The sequence below is a fragment of the Streptomyces sp. NPDC006365 genome, assembly GCF_042870755.1.
In the GTDB taxonomy this organism is placed as follows: domain Bacteria; phylum Actinomycetota; class Actinomycetes; order Streptomycetales; family Streptomycetaceae; genus Streptomyces; species Streptomyces xiangluensis.
Map to the genome: position 1 here is coordinate 592612 of NZ_JBIAHS010000002.1, position 22644 is coordinate 615255.

Below are 22644 nucleotides of genomic sequence, written 5' to 3' on the forward strand. Positions count from 1 at the left end.
CACGTGCCTCTCTCCGGGGCAGCCGTCAGCCCGTTGCCCGCCCGGAGCTGAGAGCGGACGCCGGTACACGGACGGCCTCGATGACGAATCCGCTGCGTATGCGCGCGGGCATGCGGCTCAGCGGGATCCTCAGGTCCTGTTCCGGCACGTCGTACTCCAAGCGCGCCAGCCGTGGCCCGAGGGCGCGCAGCAGCGAGATCGTGATGTCCTCACCGGGGCAGCGATGACCGGTGGTGCGGTCGCCGCCGCCTTGGGGAACGAGTTCGTCGCGATGGGCCGGCCGCTCCAGGAAGCGCTGCGGGTCGAAGGTGTACGGAGCGTCCCAGAGGTCCGGGTCGTGGTTCTGCCCGTACAGGTCCAGCAGGACCAGAGTGCCGGACGGGATCGGTTCTCCCCGCCACTCCAGATCGGTGACGGCCCGGCCGCCGAGGAACGGGGCGAAGGGGTAGAAGCGCCGCAGCTCATGGGCGAAGGCCACGGCGTACGCGGGGTCGTCCTCGCCCAGCCGTTCCCGGATGTCCGGCCTGAGGCGCAGTGCATGACCGGCGTAGGCGACGAACCAGCACACCGCGACGGTCGGACGGATGACATTGAGCAGTTCGACCGCGGCCGTGTGCGAGTCGAGGAGCCGGCCGTCGGCGTCCCGGTGCCGGACCACCACATCCAGCGCCGACCCGGCCGGCGCGGTGGCGGCCCCGTCCCGTACGTCCTCGACCAGACGTCCCAGCCACGCCTCACTGCGGGACCGCGCACGGCGAGCCCGCCAGTGGCGCGGCCCCGGCGTGGCGAAGCCGTCGACCATGGCGACCAGGTCCCGGGCCACCGACTCCGCGTCGTCGAGGGGGATTCCGGCCCAACGGCAGACGCCTCGGGTGAGAACGCGGCTCGCTTCGTCGAACAGCACCACCGACGGACGGCCAGGCCACGACTCCACCGCTTCGTCCCATGCCGCGATGGCGCATTCCACCAGACCGGCGACCGCCTCCGGTCCGGTGAGCAGGGAGAGGAACATCTCCTTGCGTACGCGGTGTTCCTGGCCGTCCATGGTGTGCACGGCTCCGTGCCCGAACAGTGTGCTCAGCACCGGACCGGGAAGCGCCGTTCCGCGCTCCACGTGCTGTTCGTCGTAGAAAAACCGCACCGCTTCCGGACCGTGCAGGGCGACGGCGTGCTGTCCCGTGACCCGGGCGCGCACCACGGGGGCGGTGGTACGGCGCCGACAGTCGGGCAGCCAGGCGTACCCCTTGGCAAGGACGGCGAGTGAGCTGTCGATGAGCGGGGTGCGACGACTCTGATTCATGCGGGCCCGAGTGCCCCCCGCCCCCGACCGGAAACGCGGGCGGGCCCACGCCCACCCGAACAGCTCTCGATGCCGTGGTGCTGCGAACGGTGGCTCGTGATCTGCACGTGATCGTGGACGGGCCGCCGTGCCGGGGCCGCGCCAGGCATCACGCGCCGGGTACTCGGTACTCCCCAGGGCAGCACCAACCGATCACCGGCCGGGAGGCGGACATGAGTGACGAGAACATGGCGGACGACGTCTATCAGCCCACGGGCAGCAACGAGGAGCAGGAGGACGCCGCTCCGCTGGATCTCGAGGACGCGGTGGACGAGCGCACGTACGACGACATGCTGGATGAGGGCTACTCCCCGCCGGAGAAGCCGCTGGGTGTCACCAAAGCGGGCATCACGGCGGCCGAGCAGCATGAGGGTGAGTCCCTCGACGAGAGGCTGCGGCAGGAGGTTCCCGACGTGGAGGAGCCGGCCGGAGACGATGTCGGCGATGTGCCCGACGGCGAGGGCGAACCACGCGACCCCGAGGCCGGCACGGGCCGCGCCGGCCGCCTTGTGGCGCCTGACGAGGGCGCGCACACGGACACCACCAAGGAACTCGTCGCCGGTGACCGGGGCATCGACGGCGGAGCGGCGGGTGCCGAGGAGGCAGCGGTCCACGTCGTGTCGGACGATCAGTTGCCGCCGGTGGACGAGCGCGGGGAATGACACTGCGATACTCCGCAGCCGCACCCCGGCCCCATCGCCACCAGGGCCCGCGACATCGACGCCGCGCTGACAGCCGCCCGCCACCAACTCACCGGAGCTCGCCCAGAAGAGACTCCGAGTCGGCCACGGCACCGCGGCGGCCCGCCGCGGCGGGTTGGGGCAGCTCGTGACCCTGCGTTCTTGATGAAATTTGGTGTGCAGATGTGTTGACCTCTGTTCGAGATCTCTTCTACTTTGCGGGAGCCACAGAGCCGCCGACCTGCATGTGAGGTTCGCGGATTCACTTGCGCCGAAAGGGACTTCGTGCCTCGAAAGAACCATCGCGGGACAGCTTGCCTGGGGGCGCTGCTGGCCGGCGTCACGGCATTCGGCGGGGCCCTCGCCTCCCCCGCGTCCGCCGCTCCCGCCGCCGCCTCCACCCACGCCTCGCCGCCGCCCGTCAGCGACTTCCGCGGGGTCAACTGGGCCGACCCGCGCGACAACTTCGCCGACGACGCGGTCGTACCCTCGGGCCTGTCCACCTCCGAGAGCTACGCCAGGACCTACGCCAAGTCCAAAGCGATCATCGGCGGTTTCTCCAAGCTCGGCGCCAACACGGTCCGCCTCCCGGTCAACCCCACCTCTGTGAACGGCCCCTTCTGGAAGTCGTACCGGGGCGCGATCGACGCCGCCACCGCCAAGGGCTTCAAGGTCATCCTGGGCTACTGGGAGGCCGACAACGCCAAGGACGGCAAGATCGACGACCAGGCCTCCTGGGACCGGATGTGGGCGCGGATCACCTCCGCCTACGGGCGCAACTCCAAGGTGTACCTCGAGCCGATGAACGAGCCGTTCGGCTACACCGCCCAGGAGTGGACCGACATCGCCGCGAAGTGGGTGGCCACCCACCGCAACGTGCCCCGCGACCGGATGGTGATCGGAGGGTACAAGTACAGCGAGGACGTCAAGCCGGTGTGCGCCGACCCGCGCCTCAAGGGCACCCGGATCGCCCTGCACAACTACGGCTTCTGGCACACCGACTGGACCAGCGTCGACCAGTGGAAAGCGGACTTCAAGGAGCGCATCGGCGACTGCGCCTCACGCACCATTCTCGACGAGTTCGGCGCTTCCATGACCACCGGCCTGGACTACAACGGCCCGGTCAACGGCTCCAACGAGGTGGCCTACATCCAGGCCGCGACCGACACCATCCGGGAGATGGGCCTGGGCTCGGTCTACTGGCCCGGCCTGCGCAGCGGTGACACCTACTCCCTCACGACCCTCCAGGGCACGGGCACCCGCCTCACCCTGAAGCTGAACAACCAGAGCGGCCTCGACCGCCTGCACTGGGCCTGGAAGCAGTGACCAGCGGCCCGCGCATCCCGGCCTCCTGATCCGCGCCGGGATGCCGGGCCAACCGGGCGCAGGCCGGCCAGGGCGCCGGCGGTCTCCCCGAATCAGGCGTCGACCGGTGCGGCCCGCTCGGCACCTCGCCACGATCACCGATGACCCTCCCGTGCGCGGATCAGGATCCGTACGCAGACCAGGATTCCCCGAACCCCCGGTTCCCCGAACCGGCCCCGGGTACCCGCAGCGTGCGCCGCGACGCCGACGCACCCCCGGGAGGCCGCCATGGAACTCAACCTCGTCGAGGAGCGTCCGTACCGCTTTCGGATCGAACCGCGAGGCGACATGCGCGTGCCCGGGATCGTGTTCGCGTCCCATGAGCTGCTCCAGGACGCCGAGAAGTCGCTGGAGCAGGTCGTCAACGTGGCCACGCTGCCGGGCATCGTCGAGGCCTCGTACGCCATGCCGGACATCCACTGGGGCTACGGCTTTCCCATCGGCGGCGTGGCGGCGACCGACGTGGACGACGGGGGCGTCGTCTCGCCCGGCGGGGTCGGCTTCGACATCTCGTGCGGGGTGCGGCTGCTGGCCGCCGACGGTGACCGGCGGTCGCTGGGGCCCGCGCTGCCCGACGTCATGGACGGCCTCGACCGGGCGATCCCGCGCGGTGCGGGCCCCGGAGGGGTGTGGCACCTGAGCGGGCCCGGGGACCTGGAGCGGATCCTGGACGGCGGTTCCCGGTACGCCGTGGAACGCGGTCACGGCGAGGGTCGCGACCTCGCCCGCTGCGAGGACGGCGGCGCGGTCGCCGACGCCGATGGGGCGCAGGTCAGCGGGCGGGCCCGGGAACGCGGTCTCGGCCAGGTCGGCAGCCTCGGGTCCGCCAACCACTTCCTCGAGGTCCAGCAGGTCGTCGAGGTGTACGACGAGCCGGTCGCCGCCGCGTTCGGGCTCGCCCGCGACCAGGTCTGCGTGATGATCCACTGTGGTTCACGAGGGCTCGGGCACCAGATCTGCACCGATCACGTACGCGCGATGGACCGGGCCATGAACCGCTACGGCATCACCGTGCCCGACCGGCAGCTGGCCTGTACGCCGGTCGACTCGCCCGAGGGACGGGCGTACCTCGGCGCGATGGCCGCCGCCGCCAACTACGGCCGTGCGAACCGCCAGTTGCTGTCCGACGCCGCCCGCCGGATCTTCCACCGCGCCGCCCGCGCCCGGCTGTCCCTCGTGTACGACGTCTCCCACAACCTCGCCAAGATCGAGACCCACACGGTGGACGGGACCCGGCGCCGGCTGTGCGTGCACCGAAAGGGCGCCACCCGGGCCTTCCCGCCGGGGCACAGCGAACTACCCGAAGACATAAGGGAGTTCGGTCAGCCGGTGCTGATCCCCGGCACCATGGGCACGGCCTCGTACGTACTTGCCGGAGTCCCCGGCGGCGACGCCTTCCACTCCACCTGCCACGGCGCGGGCCGGGTGATGAGCCGTCACCAGGCCGCGCGGACGGTCGCCGGGAAGGAGCTGCGGGCCCGGCTGGAACGGGGCGGCATCGCGGTACGCCCGCGGTCGCTGCGCGGGCTTGCGGAGGAGACCCCGGAGGCGTACAAGGACGTCGGCGCGGTAGTGGCGGCGAGCGAGGGAGCGGGGCTGTGCCGCACGGTCGCGCGATTGGTTCCGCTGGGTGTGGTGAAGGGTTGAGGGCCCTCTCACCCGTACTCACCCCTCACACATCGATCGTCACCGCGCAGGTCCAGCCGTACGGACCCGGCTCGATGTGCAGTTCATGCCACGACACGGCCTTGGGTACGGCGCCCGTGATCTCCACATCCGACAGGTCGGCGACCGCCAGTCGCACGTCGACGGAGCTGCCGGGAGTCTCCGCCTCCAGCTCGACGTCCACGGGGACCTGGCCCGGTACTTCGAGGCGGTAGACCACCTCGTCGAGGAGGGCGGCCAGGAGATCGTCGTCGCAGTTCCCGGACAGCTGGGCGCGCTGTACCGCCGTCGGCCGTGCGGCGGAGACGTCGGCGAAGCAATCGACCATCCCATGCACGGCCTCGACCAGGCAGTTCTCCCGGGTCGTGCCCCACGCCTCGATCCGCACGTCCGCGGTGTGCGGCACCAGCCGGTGGCCGCTCTCGCCCTGCGCACGTGCCTGCCTGTCGTCGTACGTCTCGCCGACCATGTGCACCGGGTGCCCCGTTTGCCCCGTACGCATGTGTCGCCGGCACGCAGAAGAAGCAGAAGGAGCCGACTGCGTGCCGACGACGTACGGCTGCCCTGCCTGTCCTACGTGTTCGGCTCCGCCGAGCTGATGTCGGCGAGCGCGGAGCGCGGGTCGCGTTCGACGGCCAGGTCGCCGATGCTGAGGGCACCGACGAGGTGGCCCTCCTCCACGACGGGCAGCCGCCGCAGGGCGTGCTCCCGCATCAGCCGCACCGCCTGGTCGATGTCGTCCTGCGGGGAGACCGTGACCAGATCGGTGCTGCACACCTCGCGGACGGGGGTGGCTGCGGGGTCCCGGTCCTCGGCCATGGCCCGGATCACCAGATCGCGATCGGTCACCAGGCCGCGTACGTGGTCCTCCTCGGTGATGAAGACGTCGCCGATGTTCTTCTCCCGCATGAGCTTGGCGACCTCGGGGAGTGTGGTCCGCTCGGTCACCGTCACCGGTTCCGCTGTCATGACTTCCCGGACGTTCTTCGCCATGGCTACCTCCGTGTGACTCCCGGGATGAGCACCGTAAATGTCCTGATAAATCGGTGCTCGGTCGAGCGACGAGTACCCGGCGGATGTTCCTCCATGCGCGCGTGAAGACCCGGCCGCCCGGGTACTCGCAGGGCCCCACAGCCGGGCGGACGTGGCGGAAAGAAGGCGGGCATCATGCGTTTCCAGAACCGTCGGCAGGCGGGACAGGAACTCGCGGCGGCGCTGCTGCTACGGGCTGAAGGCGGCGGTTTCGTCGACCCCCTCGTGCTGGCCCTGCCCCGCGGCGGTGTCCCCGTCGCGGCGGAGATCGCGCACGCCCTGCGCGCGCCGCTGGACGTGCTCGTGGTGCGCAAGATCGGCGCACCGGGGCAGCCGGAGGCCGGAGTCGGCGCGGTCGTGGGCGAGGATCCGCCGGTGTTCGACCAGGAGGCGCTGGCGCTGCTGGACATGACCGAGTACGAGTTCACGCAGGCCGTCGCCTGGCAGCGCGCGGAGGTCCACCGCCTGGAGCAGCTCTACCGCGAGGGACGCCCCGCTCTCCGGATACGGGACCGGACAGTGATCCTGGTCGACGACGGCCTGGCCACCGGCGTCACGGCCCGCGCCGCCCTCCTCCACCTGCGCCGCGGCTCGCCCGCACGGCTGGAGCTCGCCATACCGGTCTGCTCCGGACTCGGCGTCGTACGCCAGCACGAGGCCGACGACGTGATCTGCCTCCACCGGCCCGAGCACTTCTACGCCGTAGGGGAGTGGTACGTGGACTTCGGCCAGCTGTCCGACCGTGAGGTGATCGATACCCTGCGCAGCGTCCACACCAAGGCGTAGCCCTGCGGGCAGTGCCACTCCAAGCCGAGCAACCACAACCAACCCGCACCCGACGACGAACCTCCTGCTCAACCCTCGGAGGAAGCCGCCCCCCACGATCGGAGGCGGCTCGTCCGCAACCCCCGGCTCAGTTCCCGCGCGAACTCCTCGATCAACGCCTGCGGTTCTCCCAACGGAGAGAGAGGAGAGCCCGCAGGGAACTGTGGCTCCGGCACATCCCCCGCCAGCACGTCCCCTGCCAGTACAACCCCCGGCATCGGCTGTCGTTCACCCATGACTCACGCTCGCTTACTGGTCACGCCGCCAGAAGTGGATCAGCGTACGGAATCAGGGCAATTGACGCTTCTCGACCCGCCGTCCGCGGGATCAGGAGCCCCCGCGACCGCCCGAGTGCTCCGTGCCGCTCTTGGGCGCACACTGGTAGGACACCTGATGAGGTGCCTGCCGTCGGTGCTCACAAGGGGGTGCTGGCCGATGGCGAGAACGCGTACGACGGTGAGGCTGTGGCGCTGGCGGAGCAACCCGCTCCGGCGGCGCGTGGACGTCGTCGAGGCCTGGTTGGTACTCGGCGCATGGCTGTTCGCCCTGGTGGGCGGCCTGATCGCGGGGCTGGCGACGGCCGAGGTGGTCAACCGGAGCGTGGACCGGCAGCGGGAGGAACGCCGCCCCGTGGCGGCGGTGCTCACCGAGAACGCCCCGGAGAGGTCACCGACCGAGTCGGTGGGCGACGACCTGGTCTGGGCCACCGTCCGCTGGAAGACACCGGACGGTACGTCCCGCACCGGCGAGGCCCAGGTCAAACCCGAAGCCCGGAAAGGCACCGGGACGACGGTCTGGACCGACCGGAACGGCACCCTGATGGCAAAGCCCCTCAACGAGGCGGAAGCGGTCCTGCAAACGGTATCGGCGGGCCTGCTGGCCGCGACGGGCGCGGGCGGCGCCGTCTGGCTGGCCGCCTGGACCGTGCGCGTACGCCTCGACCGGCGCCGTATGCGGGACTGGGACGCGGAGTGGGAGCGCGCCGACCTGCGCTGGGGCGGAAGGACGGGCTGACCGCAATACGGGCTGACCGCCACCTCACCCCATGCCGGCCGGCGGCACCGGCGTGTCCGCTCAGGTCGACACCGGATCGAGGGCCAGCGGCCGGAGCCTGCCCTCCAGCATCGCGCCCAGGCCGAGGGCGGCGCACACGTCGGGACGTTCGGCGATGTGCACCGGCATGCCGGTCGCGGCCCGCAGCATATGGTCGAACCCGGGCAGCAGGGCGCTGCCGCCGACCATCATGATCCCGCGGTCCGCGAGGTCGGCCACCAGATCCGGCGGACAGTCGCGCAGCACCTTGCCGATCCCGTCGAGCACCGCCGTGAGCGGGGTCTGGATGGCATTGCGTACGGCGGCCGTGTCCACGTGTACGGAGCGGGCGAGCCCCGTGGCCACGTCCCGGCCGTGGATCTCGGTGCGGGCGGGTCCCTCCCGGGTGAGACCGTTGCCCGACAGGGCGAGCTGCAAGGGACGTACGGACTGACTCGGCAGCAACAACTCGTGCTCATGGCGCAGATACTGGACGATCGCGTGGTCGACGACCTCGCCGCCGACGGGGATGCGCTCGGCGTTCACGACCGAACCGAGGGAGAGAACGGCGACCTGCGTGGCCGCCGCCCCGCACACCATGATCATGGTCGCCTCGGGCTGCTCCACGGGCAGCCCGCAGCCGACCGCCGCCGCGATCATGGTGTCCACCAACTCGACCCGCCACGCCCCGAGCCCGACCAGCGTCTCGACCGCCGCGCGCCGGGCGAGCGGGTCGGCGTCGTGCGGCGTACAGGCGGCAGCGCGCAGGCGCGGCTTACGGCGCAGTGTGCGGCGGAGGCGTTCGCCGAGCAGCTGCCGCAGCATCCGCTGCGCCATGTCGATGTCGACGACCGTGCCGCCGGACACGGGCTTGACGACACGGATGTAATCGGGCGTACGCCCGGTCATTTTCTCGGCCAGCTCGCCGACCGCGATCAGCGCGCCGGTCCTCGTATTGACGGCGGCCACACTCGGCTGGTCCACGACCAGCCCGGCACCCTTCACATACACGCGGGTCCTCGCCGCCCCCAGGTCGACGGCGAAATGACAGCGGCGCAACTGCTCCAGACTGGCGGTCATGGCAGGTCCTCCCGAGAGCGCAGACCGTGGGACCGCCGGGTGACGGTCCTCCTTGGCATCGTGCGCGGACGCTCGGGGGTCCGCCTGTTGTGATGGGCCGGGTGGGGTGCCGCTGGACGGGTGGCCTCAGCCGGCGGCGCGGATCGCTTCGAGTACCGGCGCGAGGGAGCCGGCGGTCTGTTGGCAGCCCGCCCGGGTCAGGCGCCCCTCGCGGTCGGAGGTGTGGGCGTAGCCGATGAAGGGGAGGCCGATCGCGTTCGCGGCGGTCAGCTCGGCGACGGAGGAGCCGATGAGTACGGCGTCCGGGGCGGAGGCGTCCAGCTGGTCCAGGGCTCGGAGCAGACAGTCGGGGTGCGGCATCAGCAGGGTGAGGTCCGGCGCGCGCCCGTGGACTCCGCCGGTCGCTGAGCCGATCAGGCCGCGTGACTCCAGGTAGGTGGTGACGGCCCGGTGCGAGTTGTCCGAGACGATGGCGGGACCGCGTCCGGTGGCGGCCAGTGTGCGGACCAGCGCGTCGGCATGAAGGGTGGGCCGGGCCGTGAGGGCGCTGTGCTGCTGCACGCGACGACATGGGCGCAGGTCAGGACGTGCCGCTCGGTGACCAGAAAACCGGCGCCGGTGTCGCGCCCGCAGCTGATTCTGGCGTGCCAGGAGGCGCTCGTCATGACGACCGGGCGGTCTCCGAGGAGCCGTCAGCCTGCCCGGGTGACCAGGAGAGCCGGAGCAGCAGATGCCCTTCGGCCCCACTCTTGGCGATCAACGCACCCGCCTCCGCCGTGAGTTTCACCCCGAACTCGAGCTCCACGGAATCGGGCCGCAGCGAGCCGTCCCGGAAGACCCGGAGCGCTGACTCGGCCGCCGCGCGCACTCCGTCCAGGGCACCCTCGAAGGTGCGGGTCGCCTGGACCGTACCGTCGTCGCGGCGCGAGACCATCTGGTGACCGGAGACGTCCTCGATGCCCTCGACGGTGATCACGACTCCGTCGTTGGTCTTGAACTCCACCAAGCCTTCCATGACGCCCCCGGTCCTTCGTCAGCGACTCTCGATCAACCTCATTGTCACGGACGGTACTTGTGGTTGTCGCGGCTTGTCACGGATTCCGTGGCCCAGGGCGGTCATTCGTTCTCGTCGGGACTCACGACGCCCTTTACGACCCCCAGCTCCACCAAGTCCTGCGGCCGGATCCGGAGTTCGTCCGCGGTCGCTGTCACCTGTTCCGTCGGCCGCTTGAGGATCGCAGCCGCCAGCTCAGGTGCGATCACCGAGAAGTAACTGTCCGGTGTGGCCCAGGTGTTGTCCGGAGCGGCGAGGGCGAGGGCGCCGCCCGAGCCGCCCTCGCCGATCAGGAGGCTGGTGAGGGGCGTGCGCGCGGCGGCCACGGCGGCGAACAGATCCGCTATCGCCGCGCCCGCGCCCTGACGTTCCGCCTCCGCGTCGTTGGCTGCGCCCGGGGTGTCCACCAACGTCAGTACGGGGATGCCGAGTTGGTCCGCCAGACGGATCAGACGGGCGGCAGTGCGATAGCCGGCGGGGCGGGTGGCGGTGCTCGTCTGGGCCGCGTAGGCGATCGTGCGGCCGTCGTGTTCGCCGAAGCCGCAGAGCATTCCGGGGTCGGGACTGGTGCCGGGGTAGGTGCCGCCGCCGGTGCGGTCGCCGCTGATCGGCGCGCGGTGGGTGAAGTACGCGTCCAAGTAGGCCTGGGCACGGGGTCGTCGAGGGGAGCGGGCGTTGTCGACCGCCTCACGGCCGGTGGCGGGGAGGCCGGCCCGGCCCAGGGCGGGCGGGGGAGGGGCGGGTGTCGTCGACGGGCGGGTCAGCAGGCGCAGCCAGAGCTCCAGTACCCCGGGTAGCGCCTCCGGGGGAACCACCGCATCGATCGAACCCGCCGCCAGTTGCGCCTCCGCCGTGTACGACGCCGGGTCCGCGTCCGGCGGACGGACCCGGGAACCCGCGAAACCGACCTGGGCGCCCGGCAGCGCGAGGATCACGTCGGCGCCCGCGCCCAGCGTGGCCCAGCCGCCGCCCGTCGTCGGATCCCGCAGCACCGCGAGCTGCGGCAGGCCCACCGCGCGGGTGAGCGCCGACTGCCGTGCCACACGCTGGAGTTGGACCAGCGCGCGCATGCCCTCCTGCATTCGGCTGCCGCCCGTCGCCACGAGGGACACGACGGGGAGGCGGTGCTCACGCGCGTACGTGTACGCCGCCTCCAGCCGGTCCCCGGTGCGCTCCCCGAGCGACCCGCCCAGGAAGCCGAACTCGAACGAGATCAGCACGGCGGCCGTCCCGCCGACCCGCGCCCTGCCGCAGACGACGGACTCCTCCTCGCCGGTGCGTTCGGCGGCGCGGGAGCGCGCTGCGTCGTAGCCGTGCCAGGACAGCGGGCCGTCGGGTGCGTACTCGCTCGTCGGGGCCGGGAGTTCGGTGAAACCGTCGGCCACGAGGCCGATCGCCTCGCGAGCCGTCAAGCGCCGTACGCCGGTCACGTCGCTCATGGGACCGTCAGTCATGGGGCAGCGCGCGCTTCATGATCTTGCCCATGTCGTTGCGGGGCAGGGCGTCGAGGTAACGGACGACGCGCGGACGCTTGTGGGGCGCCAGGCGACGGGCCACATGGTCCGCCAACTCCTCGGTGGAGGGCGGTGATTGAGCCGAGCCCGTCTCCGTGTCCGGCACGATCCACGCCACGATCCGCTCGCCGAGGTCCGCGTCGGGCTCACCGGTGACCGCGGCCTCGCGCACGCCCGGGTGCTCCAGAAGCGCGTTCTCGATCTCACCCGCCCCGATCTTGTAACCGCCGCTCTTGATGAGGTCGGTGGCCTTGCGGCCGACGATGCGTACATAGCCGTCGGGGTCGAGCACGGCCATGTCACCCGTGCGGAACCATCCGTCCTGCGTGAACGCCGCCGCCGTCGCGTCGGGCCGGTTCAGGTACTCGGTGAAGAGGTTCGGCCCGCGAACCTGGATCTCGCCCACCGTCTCCCCGTCGTACGCCTCGACGGCCGTCACCCCGTCGTCTTCCGTCAGCCGCAGCTCCACACCCGGCAGTGGAACGCCGACCGTGCCCGCGCGCGGCTCCCCGTCGGCACGGACACTGGTGTTCATCAGGGTCTCCGTCATCCCGTACCGCTCGATGACCCGGCGTCCGGTCGCCGCCGCGATCCGCTCGTGGTCGTGCACGGGCAGAGCCGCGGAGCCCGACACGAGCAGTCGTGCCTTCCCCAGGGACTTCGCGAGAGCCGGGTCGTCGGGCAACGCCTCCGCGATCCGGTGGTACATCGTCGGCACCCCGAACAACATCGTGGCGCCCTCGTTCAACTCCCTTGCCACGCCCGCAGTTTCGAACCTGCCCAGGTGACGGACCGATCCGCCGCGGCGCAGCGGGCCGAGGACGCCGAGGATCAGGCCGTGCACATGGAAGAGGGGGAGTCCGTGCACAAGTACGTCGTCGCCCGTCCACTGCCAGGCGTCCGCGAGGGCGTCCAGGGTGGCGGCGATGGCCCTGCGGGGGATGACGGCGCCCTTGGGCGGGCCGGTGGTGCCGGAGGTGTAGACGATCAGGGCGGGGGTTTCGGGGCTGGGGTCTCCAGGCGCGCGGGGCGTCCGCGTGGCACGTACGTCGACGTCGACGCGCCCCAACCCGCCCAGTGCCGAGGGGAGTTGGTCACCGGATCCGGCGAGCACCAGCGTCGGCGCGCTGTCCGACACGATGTGCCCCAGCTCGCTCTCGCCCGACTTCGGGTTGAGCGGTACGGCGGGAACGCCGGCCAGCAGTGCGGCGACCACGGCGACCGCGGTCTCCAGGGTGGGCGTGGCCCAGACGGCGATCCGGCCCGCTCCCGCGATGCGCTCGGCCAGGGGCGCGGCCACGCCGGCCAGCTCGCCGTACGTCAGGGAACGGTTGCCGAAGCGCAGGGCGGGCCGGTGCGCACCAGGTCCGTCCGGGTCCGCGGAGGCCTCGGTCAGGGCCGGGAAGAGAGGGGACACGCGTCGTTACTCCTTGGTCGTTCGTCGCTACGTGGCTCATGGCGGTACGTCACTCATGGCGTCGTCGGCATCCTCAGGTCTCCCCGGGGAATCCCCAGGTCATCCACAGGTCATCCCCAGTTGGGCACCACCATCACCAGCCACGCCACCGCGGGTACCGCCGCCACCACGATCCCTCCGTACACCATCAGCTGCCTGAAGAAACGCTCGCGGTCGACGTCCGGCGCCGCGGCCAGTACCAGCGCGCCGTTCGTCGAGAAGGGGCTCACGTCCACGACGGTCGCCGACACGGCCAGTGCGGCCACCATGCCGACCGCCCCGATCTCGCCCTGCGCGAGGAAGGGCACGGCGAGGGGGATCAGGGCGCCCATGATCCCGACGGACGAGGCGAACGCCGAGACGATCGCGCCGATGTAGCAGAGCAGGACCGCGGCCAGCAGCGGGACGCCGATGCCGCTGACGCCCTCACCGGCCCAGGTGATGGTGCCCATCTCGTCCAGGACACCGACGTACGTGAGGACACCGCAGATCAGCAGGACCGTCGACCAGGCGATCTGGCCGACCGCGTTGCGGCTGTCCTCCGGCCAGGCGGTGCTCAGCACGACGGCGAGGGTGATCGCGGTCAGACCGGCGTCCAGGTCGAAGGCAAGGACGGCTACGACGAGGGCGACGAGCGAGGTGAGCGTGGCGATCCGGGCCGGGGTGAGGCGGGTGGTGTCGGGCTTGGTGGGTGCGTCGGGGCGGGTGGCTACGGCGGTGTTGCTGCCGGTGCCGGTACCCGTGCCGGCAGCGGTACCAGCGGGTTGCGGTCCGGAACCGCCCTCCGGAAGGCCGCCCTCGTCAGAGGCGTCCTTGGAGGGCTCGTCCGGCGTCACCGCCCCCTGCGCCCACAGCTTCAGCCCGCCGAAGAGCACGAACACCACACCCGCGATGACCAGGTTGGCGAGCAGGGAGGCCAGGAAGAGGGCGATCTCGTTGCCCGGCAGGTTCTCGCGCTCCACGATCCCGTTGACGATCGATCCGTAGATGCTGATCGGCGAGAAGCCGCCGCCCTGCGCCCCGTGCACCACCATCGCGCCCATCAGCAGCGGGCTGATCCCGTACCGCGCCGCGAAACTCAGCGCGATCGGCGCCACGATCGCGACCGCGGCCGGACTGACCGCGCCGATGGCGGTGAGTGCCCCCGTGATCACGAACATCACCCACGGGATCAGCGCGACCCGGCCGCGTACGAGCCGGATCGAGGCGTGCACGAGCCAGTCGGTGGTGCCGTTGGCGCGGGCGATCGCGAACAGGTACGTCACCCCGACGAGCACGACGAAGAGGTCACCGGGAAAGCCCGCGAAGATCTCGTCGGCGTTGAGGTCCGCGACGAGTTCGCCGACCCCGAACGCGGCGGCGAAGGCGAGCGCGCCCATGTTGATGGAGCGGGTGGTGGCGATCACGAACACCACGACGAGTACGAGGATCGATATCAGTTCGGCGGACATACGGGCTCCCGTCCTTGGGCCCCGGAGTGGCATGAAGGGCTGGCTGATTGGCCAAGTGGCTGAACCACTTAGGTCGCTGGACAGCGTGAGTGCGACACGTACGGACGTCAAGGGGTCGCGCAAGAATTGGCTGAGCCAATGGACCAGTGGACCACGGTGCTAGGCTCCCGACGAAGGGGGACCTCATGACCGAAGCCCTGCGCCCCATGACGAAACAGCGCCTCTACGAGCAGGTGCTGGAGCGGCTGCGCCAGTACGTCGCCGAGGGCGGTCTGCGCGCCGGTGACCGTCTGCCGCCCGAGCGCGACCTGGCGGCCCGTCTCGGTGTCAGCCGCGCCTCCGTGAAGCAGGCGATCGTGGTCCTGGAGGTCCAGGGCCTGGTCGAGGCCCGGCACGGTGGCGGTACGTATCTGGTCCGCGACAGCCTCGACGTGGAACCCGTCGAACGGCTCGTCGAACGCCGTCGGCGCCTCCCCGACGTACTCGAAGCCCGCGAGGCCCTGGAGACCAAGCTCGCCGAGCTCGCCGCCGAGCGCCGCACGGACGACGATCTCGCCGCCCTGCGCCAGGCCCTCGACCACATGGCACGCGAGATCGAGGAAGGCGCCCACGGAGTGGAGGGCGACCGGCTCTTCCACGCCGCGGTCACGGCGGCGGCCCACAGCAGCATCCTCGCCGAGTTCATGCGCTCCATCGCCGACCAGATCACCGAGAGCCGCAACGAATCCCTCCGCCAGCCGGGCCGCCCCACCCGCTCCCTGGCCCAGCACCACGCGATCCTCGACGCGATCGCCGACCGCCGCCCGAGGCAGGCGGCCACGGCGATGCGCCGCCACGTCCGCACGGTGGCGAAGGTACGCCTGCTGGACTGGGACCCGGAGGACGACGACCCAACGGCCTGACAGAGCTCGTTACGATCCCCCGTCATGACCGCACCCGTCCCCGCACCCGGACCCGCCCCCGCCACCACCCCTTCTCCGTCTCTTTCTCCCTCTCCCGTGAACGGACGGGAGCCCACCATCCTCGCCACCTCCGGCGGCCACCGAGCCGGCGGCGGCCGGACCATGGTGATGTTCGACGCCCTGGTGCACCACGCGGTCGAACTCTCGGGCGCCCACGGCCGCCGCCCACGCGTCATGTACGTCGGCACGGCGATAGGCGACGCCGAGCACTTCACCGCCCGCATGTCCGAGGCCGCACGCGTGGCGGGCTTCGACCTCACGCCCCTCCAGCTCTTCCCGATGCCCAACCACGAGGATGTGGAGGGCGCCGTCCTGGACCAGGACGTAATCTGGGTCATGGGCGGCTCGGTGGCGAACCTCCTCGCGGTGTGGCGGGTACACGGCCTGGACGACATCCTCCGCCGGGCCTGGCGCTCGGGCGTCGTCCTCAGCGGGGTCAGCGCGGGCTCGATGTGCTGGTTCCAGGGCGGCACCACGGACTCCTTCGGCCCCGAACTCCGCCCGCTCACCAACGCGTTGGGCTTCCTCCCCTACGGCAACGGCGTCCACTACGACACCGACCCCGGCCGCCGCCCCCTGGTCCACAGCCTCGTCGCGAACGGCACCCTGCCCGTCACGCACTGCACCGACGACGGAGTGGGCCTGGTCTACCGCGGCACCGAACTGACCGAAGCCGTAACCGAGTTGCCCGGCAAGGGAGCGTATGTCGTAACCCGCGACGGCGACTCGGCCGTCGAGGAACGCGTTGAGCCGCGCCGTTTGCCTATGGTCAACTGACTTGCTGTGCACGGATGTTGGGCGTTGGGCAGGGGTCCGAGGAACGTCCCGTGCCGTGCCGGAGGGGGATGCGGGATGCCCCGCCGTCAATTCGCCTCCGGCCCGAACCGACGCCTGTATGCCGACGGAGTGATGCCCGTCTCGCGGCGCATCAGCGTGCGCAAATTGGCAGCGGTGCCAAGCCCGCTGCGCCGCGCGACCATCTCGAAGCGGGACTCACCTCGTTCGATCAACCGGCATGCCAAGGCGATTCGTTCCCCCGTGAGCCACGTCAACGGCGTCGTTCCCAGTTGTGTCCGGAAGCGGCGATGCAGCGTCGCCGCACTGACCGCCGCGCGCGACGCAAGGTCAGAGACCGTGAGCGGTGAGTCCAGCCGTTCCTGCGCCCAGGCCAAGAGGGGCGCCAGGGACTCGTCAGGCAGGTCGGGCATGGGCCGCTCCACGAACTGCTGCTGCCCGCCGTCCCGGTGTGCCGCGAAAACCAGTCGTCGACTCACCGAGTTGGCAACCTCCGCGCCGTAGTCGCGGCGGACCACATGCAGCCCGAGATCGAGCGCGGCCGCGCTCCCCGCAGCGGTGAGGATGTCACCGTCGTCCACGAACAGCACGTCTGGTTCGAGGCGGACAGCAGGGAAGCGCATCCGGAAGGAATCCGCCCACTGCCAGTGCGCGGTGGCCCGGCGCCCGTCGAGAACTCCGGCCTCGGCCAGTGTGAACGCGCCGCTGCAGAAGCCGACCAGGCGCGCGCCGCGCGCGTGCGCCCGTCGGACGGCATCGAGCACGGCGGGGCGGCGGGGCACCTCGACGTCGGGACGGTTGGGGACGATCAAGGTGTCCGCCGTGTCGGCCGCTTCCAGACCGGCGACTCCCGTGAGAGTGAAGAATCCGTCCCTCATCAGGGTGCGGGGCTCGGGGGAGCAGAGCCTGAAGTCGTAGAGATCACGGCCGATCTCCGGTCTGCGCAGACCGAAGATCTCCGTCGCGCAACCGAGTTCGAAGGGATTCGAGTTCTCGTCGACGATCACGACGACCCGGTGTACGCCCGCCGAGCGCAGTGCGTGCGAGGATTCTTTCGCCATGCGCAATTTCTAGCACTCACCTCGGCCATACAAGACGGCTCAGGATGAGCCCATGAGTAACGAACCCATCTCCCTCAGCAAGGCTCTGGCCTCCTTCGATGCCCTGTGGAGCCCCCGTATCGTCACGCGCGTCAACGACTATGACGTCCGCATCGCCAAGGTCGAGGGCGAACATGTCTGGCACGTCCACGACGACACCGACGAGTTCTTCCTGGTACTCGACGGAGAGCTTCACATCTCCTTGCGCGAGGCCGATGGGGAGCGCACGGTCCTGCTCCCGCAGGGGGCGGTCTTCACCGTCCCCCGAGGTACGGAGCACAAGCCGTACGCTCCGTCCGGCGCCGCGATCCTCGTGTTCGAGCCCTCAGGGACGCTGACCGTCGGCGATCGCCACGATGAGGTCCCGGACCACGTGGACGCAACGACCGGGCACACACTCGGCACCTGAGCTGACAGGCTTGCGGCGCCTCAAAGCGCTCATCCGCCGGGGCCCAGGTATACGTCAAGCTCAGCCCGCCCCGCCGTCGAGCAGCCAGCTGTATCGCAGCCGCAGCGCCCGCTCGGTGCTGGCCGCCACAGTAACGAGCCCGACCACGGCGTTGCCCCATGCCGGTAGATCAATGGGCGAGGTGAAGGTCCCGACGTACTGGGCGACGCCCTCCGGCGCCCGGGTGACCTGTTCGATGAGCTGAAGGATCAGGAGAACCAGGCCGACGACGAGCACGATCGACGAGAGGGAACCGATACAGCGGCTCAGTGCCGGGTGCGATCGGTCGAGGCGCGCGCGGCGCCCCTCGGCGGAGGCGGGGTCCGGGACGAGTTGGTGCTCGGCCCCCTCGGCGGTGACGTAGTGGCAGCGCTTGAGCCCGAAGCCGCTCGTCCTCACTTCGACGTTGCCGCCCTGGACGGGGAAGACGGCAGGGACTTTGGACTCGGCGTGATGCCTGCCATCGAGGTACAGATGGGCCTTGACGTAGCCCTCCGACTGATTCTGATGCCTGACCTCGACGGAATAGACCGTCTGCCGGCCGTCGTCGCTCATCAGCCGAAGATGGAACAGCGCGCGGGTAAGCATCTGCCACCAGCGGAAACGCTTCAACGGTCGCCCGTCCCCGGGCTTGACCCGCTGCACAGCCCGCCGATGCCGCCACTGCCTGAGCATGTCTCCACTCCTGTTACTTGCCGGGTTCCGCCGCGCAGGCGAGGTCCCGCGCCGGGCGCTGCCCGGTGGTCAGGAACGCCGTCGCCGCGTCCTTCGCGCAGGTGTTGGCGCCGAACGGATAGACACCGTGCCCGCCCTGGTCGGCCGTCACCATCGTGGCCCGCTTCCCGAACGCCCGCCGCAGCTCCTGGGCGCCTGCCAGCGGGGTCCCCGGGTCGCGCTCGTTCTGCACCATGAGCACGTTCGACGGGCCCCGGTCACCGATGCGCACCGGCGGCTCGACCCGCTCGCCCGGCCAGAACGCGCACGGTCCGATGCCGGCCGAGGACCCGCCCAGCATCGGGTATTCCAGCCGGTCGACCGCGACGTTCCGCTGATACTCCCGGACCGTCCCCGGCCAGCGACTGTCACCGCATATCACGTAAAAACGGCTGGACATGAAGTTCTCCATGTCCGCCAACGGCGGGCTGGGCGGCACCGGCCGGTCGGTGTCGAGCGCCTGCCAGAACTCGGCCAGCACGGGCATGTTCGCATCGAGGTAGAGGCGGTCGAACGTGATCCCGCGGAACAACGTCCCGTCGATGCCCTGGACCGGTTTCGACTCCAACCGCTCCGCGAGATCGAAGAACTTCGCGGTCACCTGCTCCGGTGTGGTGCCCAGGCCGTATTCGGGGCGCGCGGCCGCGAACGCCGCGAAATCCGGGAACCGGTCCTCCAGTCCACGGGCGAGCATCCGCATGGCCGTGACGTCGTAACCGCCGGGGCCCAGGTTGCTGTCGAGCACGATCCGGTCGCTGCGCCCCGGGAACATCGTCGTGTACACCGCACCGAGGTAGGAGCCGTAGGAGGCACCGAGGTACGAGAGCTTCGGCTCGCCCAGCGCCGCCCGGATCCGGTCCATGTCGCGCGCGGTGTTCGCGGTGGTGGTGTGCGGCAGCATCCACGCCGTCCGCGAGGTGGCGCACTGCTCCGCGATGGTCCGCGCGTTCCCCGCCTCCCGCGCGACATCGGCCGCGGTGTGCGCGTACGGCGGGAGGTTGCCGCGTTCCTGCTGCTCCGGCGTCAGATCGCAGGTCACCCGCGTGCTGCGGCCGACGCCGCGCGGGTCGAAGCCGATCAGGTCGTAGGAGTCCAGCACCTTCTGCGGCAGCCCTGAGCCGGCGAGAACGGCCGGGTAGCCGAGTCCCGTGATGCCGGGGCCGCCTGGACTGGTCAGCAGCACGCCGCGGCGCTTTGAGGGTTCCTCGCTCGCCAGCCGGGAGATCGCGATCTCTATCTGTCGGCCGTCGGGATTGCGGTAGTCCAGCGGGACTTTGAGCGTCGAGCACTCGAGACGGGGTAAGGCGGCCTTCTCCGAGGCAGCCTTCTCCGGGCACGGACCCCACCGCACGGTGTCCGGCGTCGCCGCCACCGACACTCCCGGAATCGCGGTCACCGCCACCGCGGTGGCGGCGAGGGCGAGGGACAAGGTTCGGTGCATCTGATGTCCTCCTGAGGGGCGCACGGGGCGCACGGGGCGCACGGGGCGCCGGAACGGACGGGCATGGGACGGCACCGCCGCTAGCCGTTCATGCGGACCAGCACGTCGATCTGGGCGGGGTTGCAGAGGTCGAGGGCGGCCAGGCCGAGCGCGTGGGGCAGCCCTTTCACGGAGTGGACGTCGTCTGGGTGAGGTTCAGACCCTCAGCGTCCGTGACGGGTGCCGAGGTCATGCATCCATCTCAGCCGCCTTCACCCTCGCCTGGCAGGGCGTGGTGTCATCACTTCGCAGTGACGTTCGTCAGGAGGGAGCATGACGTGGTGTCACTGTCGCCTTCTGGACGGCCGCGTTGCCGCACGTGTCCTGCGCGCACGGAAGCCCGTACGCGCAGGACACACCAACGGGCCGGGCCTCTCTACCTCTTGAGCCGCTCCTTCAGCTCCTCCACATCGGCCAGAAACCACGTCTGCCGCCCGCGATTGCACTCACGGACAAAGTCCCGCAGCGCCGAACTCGCTTCCGTATGACGGGAGATATCACCGAGGACGACGATCCCCACGCCGTACTGGACGAACTTCTGGATGATCCCTCCGGCGACACGCGTGCTCAACTGGAAGAAAGCGTCCTCGAACCGTTCCGCGGGGATGACGGCCCACTGGGCGCCCTGATACCCGGCATCGCCGATGAAATCCAGGGCGTCGCGTTCGCTGCGGATGGGTTCGCCCTCGGGGGCGCACATCAGGACGGGCACGTCATGAATCTTCTGCAGGGTGGTCATGGCGCCCAGGCTACGAAGCAGCCGAGAGAAGGTTCACCTACACGGTCGCGACTTTGAAGGAGGCCCACACTGTCTTGCCCGGCACATGCTCGGTGACGCCGAAGTCGTCGGCCAACTCGCGGACCGTCTGAAAGCAGACCTCACCAGCGATCAGACCGGGTCCTCGTCAGTCAGCGAAGGCATCGCGCGTGGACGCAGGACCATGAGTGAGCCTTCCAAGGTCGCCACCATGGCAAAGGGAAACCGGTCGACCTCAAGACAGAGCGCAACGTCATCAGGATGGACTCCTTGACGCACCCCCTCCGCCAGTTCGGCGGCGGCGCGCGACTCGGCAGCGCGGCGGAGGAACTCAGCAGCATCCGTCCCAGTCTCTGTGGTCCTCCGAGCGATGTATTGAGCACATGCCAGATCTTCATCGGCCTGCCCGTGGTCGCCAGTGACGACGAACGTGACACTGTCACTCGCGTGCGTCCGCAAGAGCCGAGCCGTTGCCTCCGCCACTACGAAGCTGGCGCACAGCACCAGCGACGCCTCCTTGACCGCAAGGGCGCCGACCGTCCCTGCCGTGGTCTTCTGCACAACGGTCCGTCCGCCAAGGTCGATAGACTGCAGGAGGCCCGGCGAGTTGACCATGTCGAACCCGGGCGCGGGTGGACCGTCTTTGAGCGTCACCCAATCCGGGTGGCGAGCCTTGAGCGCCAGGGCTTCGTCCAACGACTCAGCAAGAACGATCTTTTCCGCCCCCTGGGCAAAGGCCCAGGGGGCCACGGTGAAAGCACGCATGACGTCGACCACGACCGCCACGGACGGGGCTTCGACCAGCTCAGCGATGCCAAGGAAACGAGCGTCCATTCCGATCATGATCGCGCATGCCTGACCTGAAGCATCCAGAGAGTGATACGCATCACATCGACGGTCTCGGAATGCAACACTTCGGACTGCCTGGGTCGCGAAAGTGGTCGGCAACGACCCGCCTGCTCAATCGCCACACGGGGTCACTCGCACACGGCCTCTGAGGGCACAAGACACAGTCACCTCGTGTGGCGCACATCAGGACGGGCACGTTATGGACCCTCTGTAGGGTGCTTATGCCGGGCATAGCTACGGCTCATCTCCAGGGGCAGGTGGGCGCGGGGACCGGTCCCCGGAATGCCGTGTAGACGCGTATCGCGAACACCATCGATGGTCCGCCGAGCCACCCCGGAGTCGTGATGCGGAAGCAAGTCCCCTTGTTCGTCGGCGGCCTTGTAGCGGCCGCTCTGCCGACCGCGTGCGGGACCGAGACCCGGCCCGACGCGGCGAGCAGCACACCAACCGACGCCACGAGCACGCCGTCCTCTGCCCCGTCCGACCGCAGCCCGTCGGATCGCTCCTCGTCCGACTCCGACCAGCCCTCGTCGCAGGCCGACATCCGGCCGACCACCACCCCGCGGGAGGGCGACTGCGTCGGCTCCGACGAGCCCCGCCAGGGCGGGGAGGTCTGGGTGGTCGACTGTGCCAACCGGAACGCGGTGGCCCGGGTGACCAGGCTGGTGCCGAACGGTAAGTCGGATCTGTGCATCAGGGACGATTACACCGGCTTCGACTTCCGCAACGAGAAGCCGAGCCTGTGCCTGATGCTCTACGGCAAGGAGGGCAACTGCTACAGCGGGTTCGACGTGCGCGTGGCCAACGGACCGCGCGTGGAGTGCACGGACTTGAAAGCCGTGGTGCGCCTCGAGCGGATCGTCACGGGTAGCGGCCCCGACGCGTGCCGCCAGTCCACCTCGTACGGCGATCCGAACGCAGCCGCCCTCTTCTACAGCAAGCCCCCCGACTTCAACGCCAAGGCCGGCACCTTCCACGACCTCACTTACTGCCTCGCGTCGCCGAATTCCTAATTCCTGACGGGCGGTGACCGCATACGCCCGCCC

At 70.2% G+C, this 22644-nt stretch carries 23 protein-coding genes; 9 read left to right on the forward strand and 14 right to left on the reverse strand.

The genetic code is table 11. From position 1 onward, the window contains the following. Positions 1 to 25: 25 nt before the first annotated feature. Positions 26 to 1300, reverse strand: a complete 1275-nt coding sequence (locus ACFYO0_RS07770) for a cytochrome P450 (protein ID WP_388672226.1) — start codon at positions 1298 to 1300, stop codon at positions 26 to 28. 212 nt (positions 1301 to 1512) lie between these two features. On the opposite strand from ACFYO0_RS07770, the gene ACFYO0_RS07775 reads away from it, so the two are divergent. The 3 genes from ACFYO0_RS07775 (at position 1513) to ACFYO0_RS07785 (ending at position 5031) form a co-directional block, all read left to right on the forward strand. After that, positions 1513 to 2001 (forward strand): DUF5709 domain-containing protein, encoded by a 489-nt coding sequence (locus tag ACFYO0_RS07775; RefSeq protein ID WP_388672229.1) that lies wholly within the window; start codon positions 1513 to 1515, stop codon positions 1999 to 2001. Positions 2002 to 2304: 303 nt separating this feature from the next. Continuing rightward, positions 2305 to 3345, forward strand: a complete 1041-nt coding sequence (locus tag ACFYO0_RS07780; protein WP_388672232.1) for a glycoside hydrolase family 5 protein — start codon at positions 2305 to 2307, stop codon at positions 3343 to 3345. A gap of 267 nt (positions 3346 to 3612) precedes the next feature. Then, on the forward strand, positions 3613 to 5031 hold the full coding sequence (locus tag ACFYO0_RS07785) for an RtcB family protein (RefSeq protein WP_388672235.1): 1419 nt from the start codon (positions 3613 to 3615) through the stop codon (positions 5029 to 5031). 25 nt (positions 5032 to 5056) lie between these two features. On the opposite strand, the gene ACFYO0_RS07790 is transcribed toward ACFYO0_RS07785, so the two are convergent. Further along, positions 5057 to 5518: an archease gene (locus ACFYO0_RS07790; RefSeq protein ID WP_388672760.1), complete on the reverse strand. Its 462-nt coding sequence runs from the start codon at positions 5516 to 5518 to the stop codon at positions 5057 to 5059. Positions 5519 to 5622: 104 nt separating this feature from the next. Further along, complete coding sequence (locus tag ACFYO0_RS07795; RefSeq protein WP_388672238.1) at positions 5623 to 6042, reverse strand: CBS domain-containing protein; 420 nt, start codon at positions 6040 to 6042, stop codon at positions 5623 to 5625. Positions 6043 to 6216: 174 nt separating this feature from the next. Here ACFYO0_RS07795 and ACFYO0_RS07800 point away from each other — a divergent pair, with 174 nt between their 5' ends. Continuing rightward, positions 6217 to 6867, forward strand: coding sequence for a phosphoribosyltransferase (locus ACFYO0_RS07800; RefSeq protein WP_388672241.1), 651 nt, complete (start codon positions 6217 to 6219; stop codon positions 6865 to 6867). A gap of 474 nt (positions 6868 to 7341) precedes the next feature. Further along, positions 7342 to 7920, forward strand: coding sequence for a hypothetical protein (locus tag ACFYO0_RS07805; RefSeq protein WP_388672244.1), 579 nt, complete (start codon positions 7342 to 7344; stop codon positions 7918 to 7920). A 60-nt stretch (positions 7921 to 7980) separates the two neighbouring features. Here the strand turns inward: ACFYO0_RS07805 and ACFYO0_RS07810 are convergent, their stop codons facing one another. From ACFYO0_RS07810 to ACFYO0_RS07835, 6 genes are all read right to left on the reverse strand, one after another. Next, on the reverse strand, positions 7981 to 9018 hold the full coding sequence (locus tag ACFYO0_RS07810) for a rod shape-determining protein (protein WP_388672247.1): 1038 nt from the start codon (positions 9016 to 9018) through the stop codon (positions 7981 to 7983). A gap of 126 nt (positions 9019 to 9144) precedes the next feature. Further along, positions 9145 to 9579: an HAD family hydrolase gene (locus ACFYO0_RS07815; RefSeq protein WP_388672250.1), complete on the reverse strand. Its 435-nt coding sequence runs from the start codon at positions 9577 to 9579 to the stop codon at positions 9145 to 9147. Positions 9580 to 9679: 100 nt separating this feature from the next. Continuing rightward, positions 9680 to 10033 carry a CU044_2847 family protein gene (locus ACFYO0_RS07820; protein WP_388672253.1) on the reverse strand — a complete coding sequence of 118 codons (354 nt, stop codon included), beginning with the start codon at positions 10031 to 10033 and terminating at the stop codon, positions 9680 to 9682. Between the two features lie 101 nt (positions 10034 to 10134). Next, a complete protein-coding gene (locus ACFYO0_RS07825) occupies positions 10135 to 11511 on the reverse strand; it encodes a carboxyl transferase domain-containing protein (protein ID WP_388672256.1) in 1377 nt (458 codons plus the stop codon). 7 nt (positions 11512 to 11518) lie between these two features. Next, positions 11519 to 13003: an acyl-CoA synthetase gene (locus tag ACFYO0_RS07830; protein WP_388672259.1), complete on the reverse strand. Its 1485-nt coding sequence runs from the start codon at positions 13001 to 13003 to the stop codon at positions 11519 to 11521. A gap of 110 nt (positions 13004 to 13113) precedes the next feature. Then, positions 13114 to 14493: an SLC13 family permease gene (locus ACFYO0_RS07835; RefSeq protein WP_388672262.1), complete on the reverse strand. Its 1380-nt coding sequence runs from the start codon at positions 14491 to 14493 to the stop codon at positions 13114 to 13116. A 185-nt stretch (positions 14494 to 14678) separates the two neighbouring features. Here ACFYO0_RS07835 and ACFYO0_RS07840 point away from each other — a divergent pair, with 185 nt between their 5' ends. Beyond that, positions 14679 to 15395, forward strand: coding sequence for a FadR/GntR family transcriptional regulator (locus ACFYO0_RS07840; RefSeq protein ID WP_388672265.1), 717 nt, complete (start codon positions 14679 to 14681; stop codon positions 15393 to 15395). Between the two features lie 96 nt (positions 15396 to 15491). Next, positions 15492 to 16232 carry a Type 1 glutamine amidotransferase-like domain-containing protein gene (locus ACFYO0_RS07845; RefSeq protein ID WP_388672762.1) on the forward strand — a complete coding sequence of 247 codons (741 nt, stop codon included), beginning with the start codon at positions 15492 to 15494 and terminating at the stop codon, positions 16230 to 16232. An 86-nt stretch (positions 16233 to 16318) separates the two neighbouring features. On the opposite strand, the gene ACFYO0_RS07850 is transcribed toward ACFYO0_RS07845, so the two are convergent. Further along, positions 16319 to 17311, reverse strand: coding sequence for a GlxA family transcriptional regulator (locus tag ACFYO0_RS07850; RefSeq protein WP_388672268.1), 993 nt, complete (start codon positions 17309 to 17311; stop codon positions 16319 to 16321). A gap of 52 nt (positions 17312 to 17363) precedes the next feature. On the opposite strand from ACFYO0_RS07850, the gene ACFYO0_RS07855 reads away from it, so the two are divergent. Further along, on the forward strand, positions 17364 to 17759 hold the full coding sequence (locus tag ACFYO0_RS07855) for a cupin domain-containing protein (protein ID WP_388672271.1): 396 nt from the start codon (positions 17364 to 17366) through the stop codon (positions 17757 to 17759). Positions 17760 to 17819: 60 nt separating this feature from the next. On the opposite strand, the gene ACFYO0_RS07860 is transcribed toward ACFYO0_RS07855, so the two are convergent. The 4 genes from ACFYO0_RS07860 to ACFYO0_RS07875 all read right to left on the reverse strand — a co-directional run bounded on the left by ACFYO0_RS07860 (position 17820) and on the right by ACFYO0_RS07875 (position 21583). Then, positions 17820 to 18473, reverse strand: a complete 654-nt coding sequence (locus ACFYO0_RS07860; RefSeq protein ID WP_388672274.1) for a hypothetical protein — start codon at positions 18471 to 18473, stop codon at positions 17820 to 17822. Between the two features lie 13 nt (positions 18474 to 18486). Further along, positions 18487 to 19953, reverse strand: a complete 1467-nt coding sequence (locus ACFYO0_RS07865; RefSeq protein ID WP_388672277.1) for an alpha/beta hydrolase — start codon at positions 19951 to 19953, stop codon at positions 18487 to 18489. Positions 19954 to 20368: 415 nt separating this feature from the next. Further along, positions 20369 to 20731, reverse strand: a complete 363-nt coding sequence (locus ACFYO0_RS07870; RefSeq protein WP_388672280.1) for a DUF4180 domain-containing protein — start codon at positions 20729 to 20731, stop codon at positions 20369 to 20371. Between the two features lie 150 nt (positions 20732 to 20881). Then, positions 20882 to 21583: a 2-phosphosulfolactate phosphatase gene (locus ACFYO0_RS07875; RefSeq protein WP_388672283.1), complete on the reverse strand. Its 702-nt coding sequence runs from the start codon at positions 21581 to 21583 to the stop codon at positions 20882 to 20884. A 359-nt stretch (positions 21584 to 21942) separates the two neighbouring features. On the opposite strand from ACFYO0_RS07875, the gene ACFYO0_RS07880 reads away from it, so the two are divergent. Further along, entirely contained in the window at positions 21943 to 22611 is a 669-nt protein-coding gene (locus ACFYO0_RS07880) for a hypothetical protein (protein WP_388672286.1), read from the forward strand. Positions 22612 to 22644 lie beyond the last annotated feature (33 nt).

Coding starts and splice junctions, on each gene's coding strand:
- ACFYO0_RS07770 (WP_388672226.1), bottom strand. CDS start 1,300: ATGAATCAGAGTCGTCGCACCCCGCTCATCGACAGCTCACTCGCCGTC.
- ACFYO0_RS07775 (WP_388672229.1), top strand. CDS start 1,513: ATGAGTGACGAGAACATGGCGGACGACGTCTATCAGCCCACGGGCAGC.
- ACFYO0_RS07785 (WP_388672235.1), top strand. CDS start 3,613: ATGGAACTCAACCTCGTCGAGGAGCGTCCGTACCGCTTTCGGATCGAA.
- ACFYO0_RS07790 (WP_388672760.1), bottom strand. CDS start 5,518: ATGGTCGGCGAGACGTACGACGACAGGCAGGCACGTGCGCAGGGCGAG.
- ACFYO0_RS07795 (WP_388672238.1), bottom strand. CDS start 6,042: ATGGCGAAGAACGTCCGGGAAGTCATGACAGCGGAACCGGTGACGGTG.
- ACFYO0_RS07800 (WP_388672241.1), top strand. CDS start 6,217: ATGCGTTTCCAGAACCGTCGGCAGGCGGGACAGGAACTCGCGGCGGCG.
- ACFYO0_RS07805 (WP_388672244.1), top strand. CDS start 7,342: ATGGCGAGAACGCGTACGACGGTGAGGCTGTGGCGCTGGCGGAGCAAC.
- ACFYO0_RS07810 (WP_388672247.1), bottom strand. CDS start 9,018: ATGACCGCCAGTCTGGAGCAGTTGCGCCGCTGTCATTTCGCCGTCGAC.
- ACFYO0_RS07820 (WP_388672253.1), bottom strand. CDS start 10,033: ATGGAAGGCTTGGTGGAGTTCAAGACCAACGACGGAGTCGTGATCACC.
- ACFYO0_RS07825 (WP_388672256.1), bottom strand. CDS start 11,511: ATGAGCGACGTGACCGGCGTACGGCGCTTGACGGCTCGCGAGGCGATC.
- ACFYO0_RS07835 (WP_388672262.1), bottom strand. CDS start 14,493: ATGTCCGCCGAACTGATATCGATCCTCGTACTCGTCGTGGTGTTCGTG.
- ACFYO0_RS07840 (WP_388672265.1), top strand. CDS start 14,679: ATGACCGAAGCCCTGCGCCCCATGACGAAACAGCGCCTCTACGAGCAG.
- ACFYO0_RS07850 (WP_388672268.1), bottom strand. CDS start 17,311: ATGGCGAAAGAATCCTCGCACGCACTGCGCTCGGCGGGCGTACACCGG.
- ACFYO0_RS07855 (WP_388672271.1), top strand. CDS start 17,364: ATGAGTAACGAACCCATCTCCCTCAGCAAGGCTCTGGCCTCCTTCGAT.
- ACFYO0_RS07860 (WP_388672274.1), bottom strand. CDS start 18,473: ATGCTCAGGCAGTGGCGGCATCGGCGGGCTGTGCAGCGGGTCAAGCCC.
- ACFYO0_RS07865 (WP_388672277.1), bottom strand. CDS start 19,953: ATGCACCGAACCTTGTCCCTCGCCCTCGCCGCCACCGCGGTGGCGGTG.
- ACFYO0_RS07870 (WP_388672280.1), bottom strand. CDS start 20,731: ATGACCACCCTGCAGAAGATTCATGACGTGCCCGTCCTGATGTGCGCC.
- ACFYO0_RS07875 (WP_388672283.1), bottom strand. CDS start 21,583: ATGGACGCTCGTTTCCTTGGCATCGCTGAGCTGGTCGAAGCCCCGTCC.
- ACFYO0_RS07880 (WP_388672286.1), top strand. CDS start 21,943: ATGCGGAAGCAAGTCCCCTTGTTCGTCGGCGGCCTTGTAGCGGCCGCT.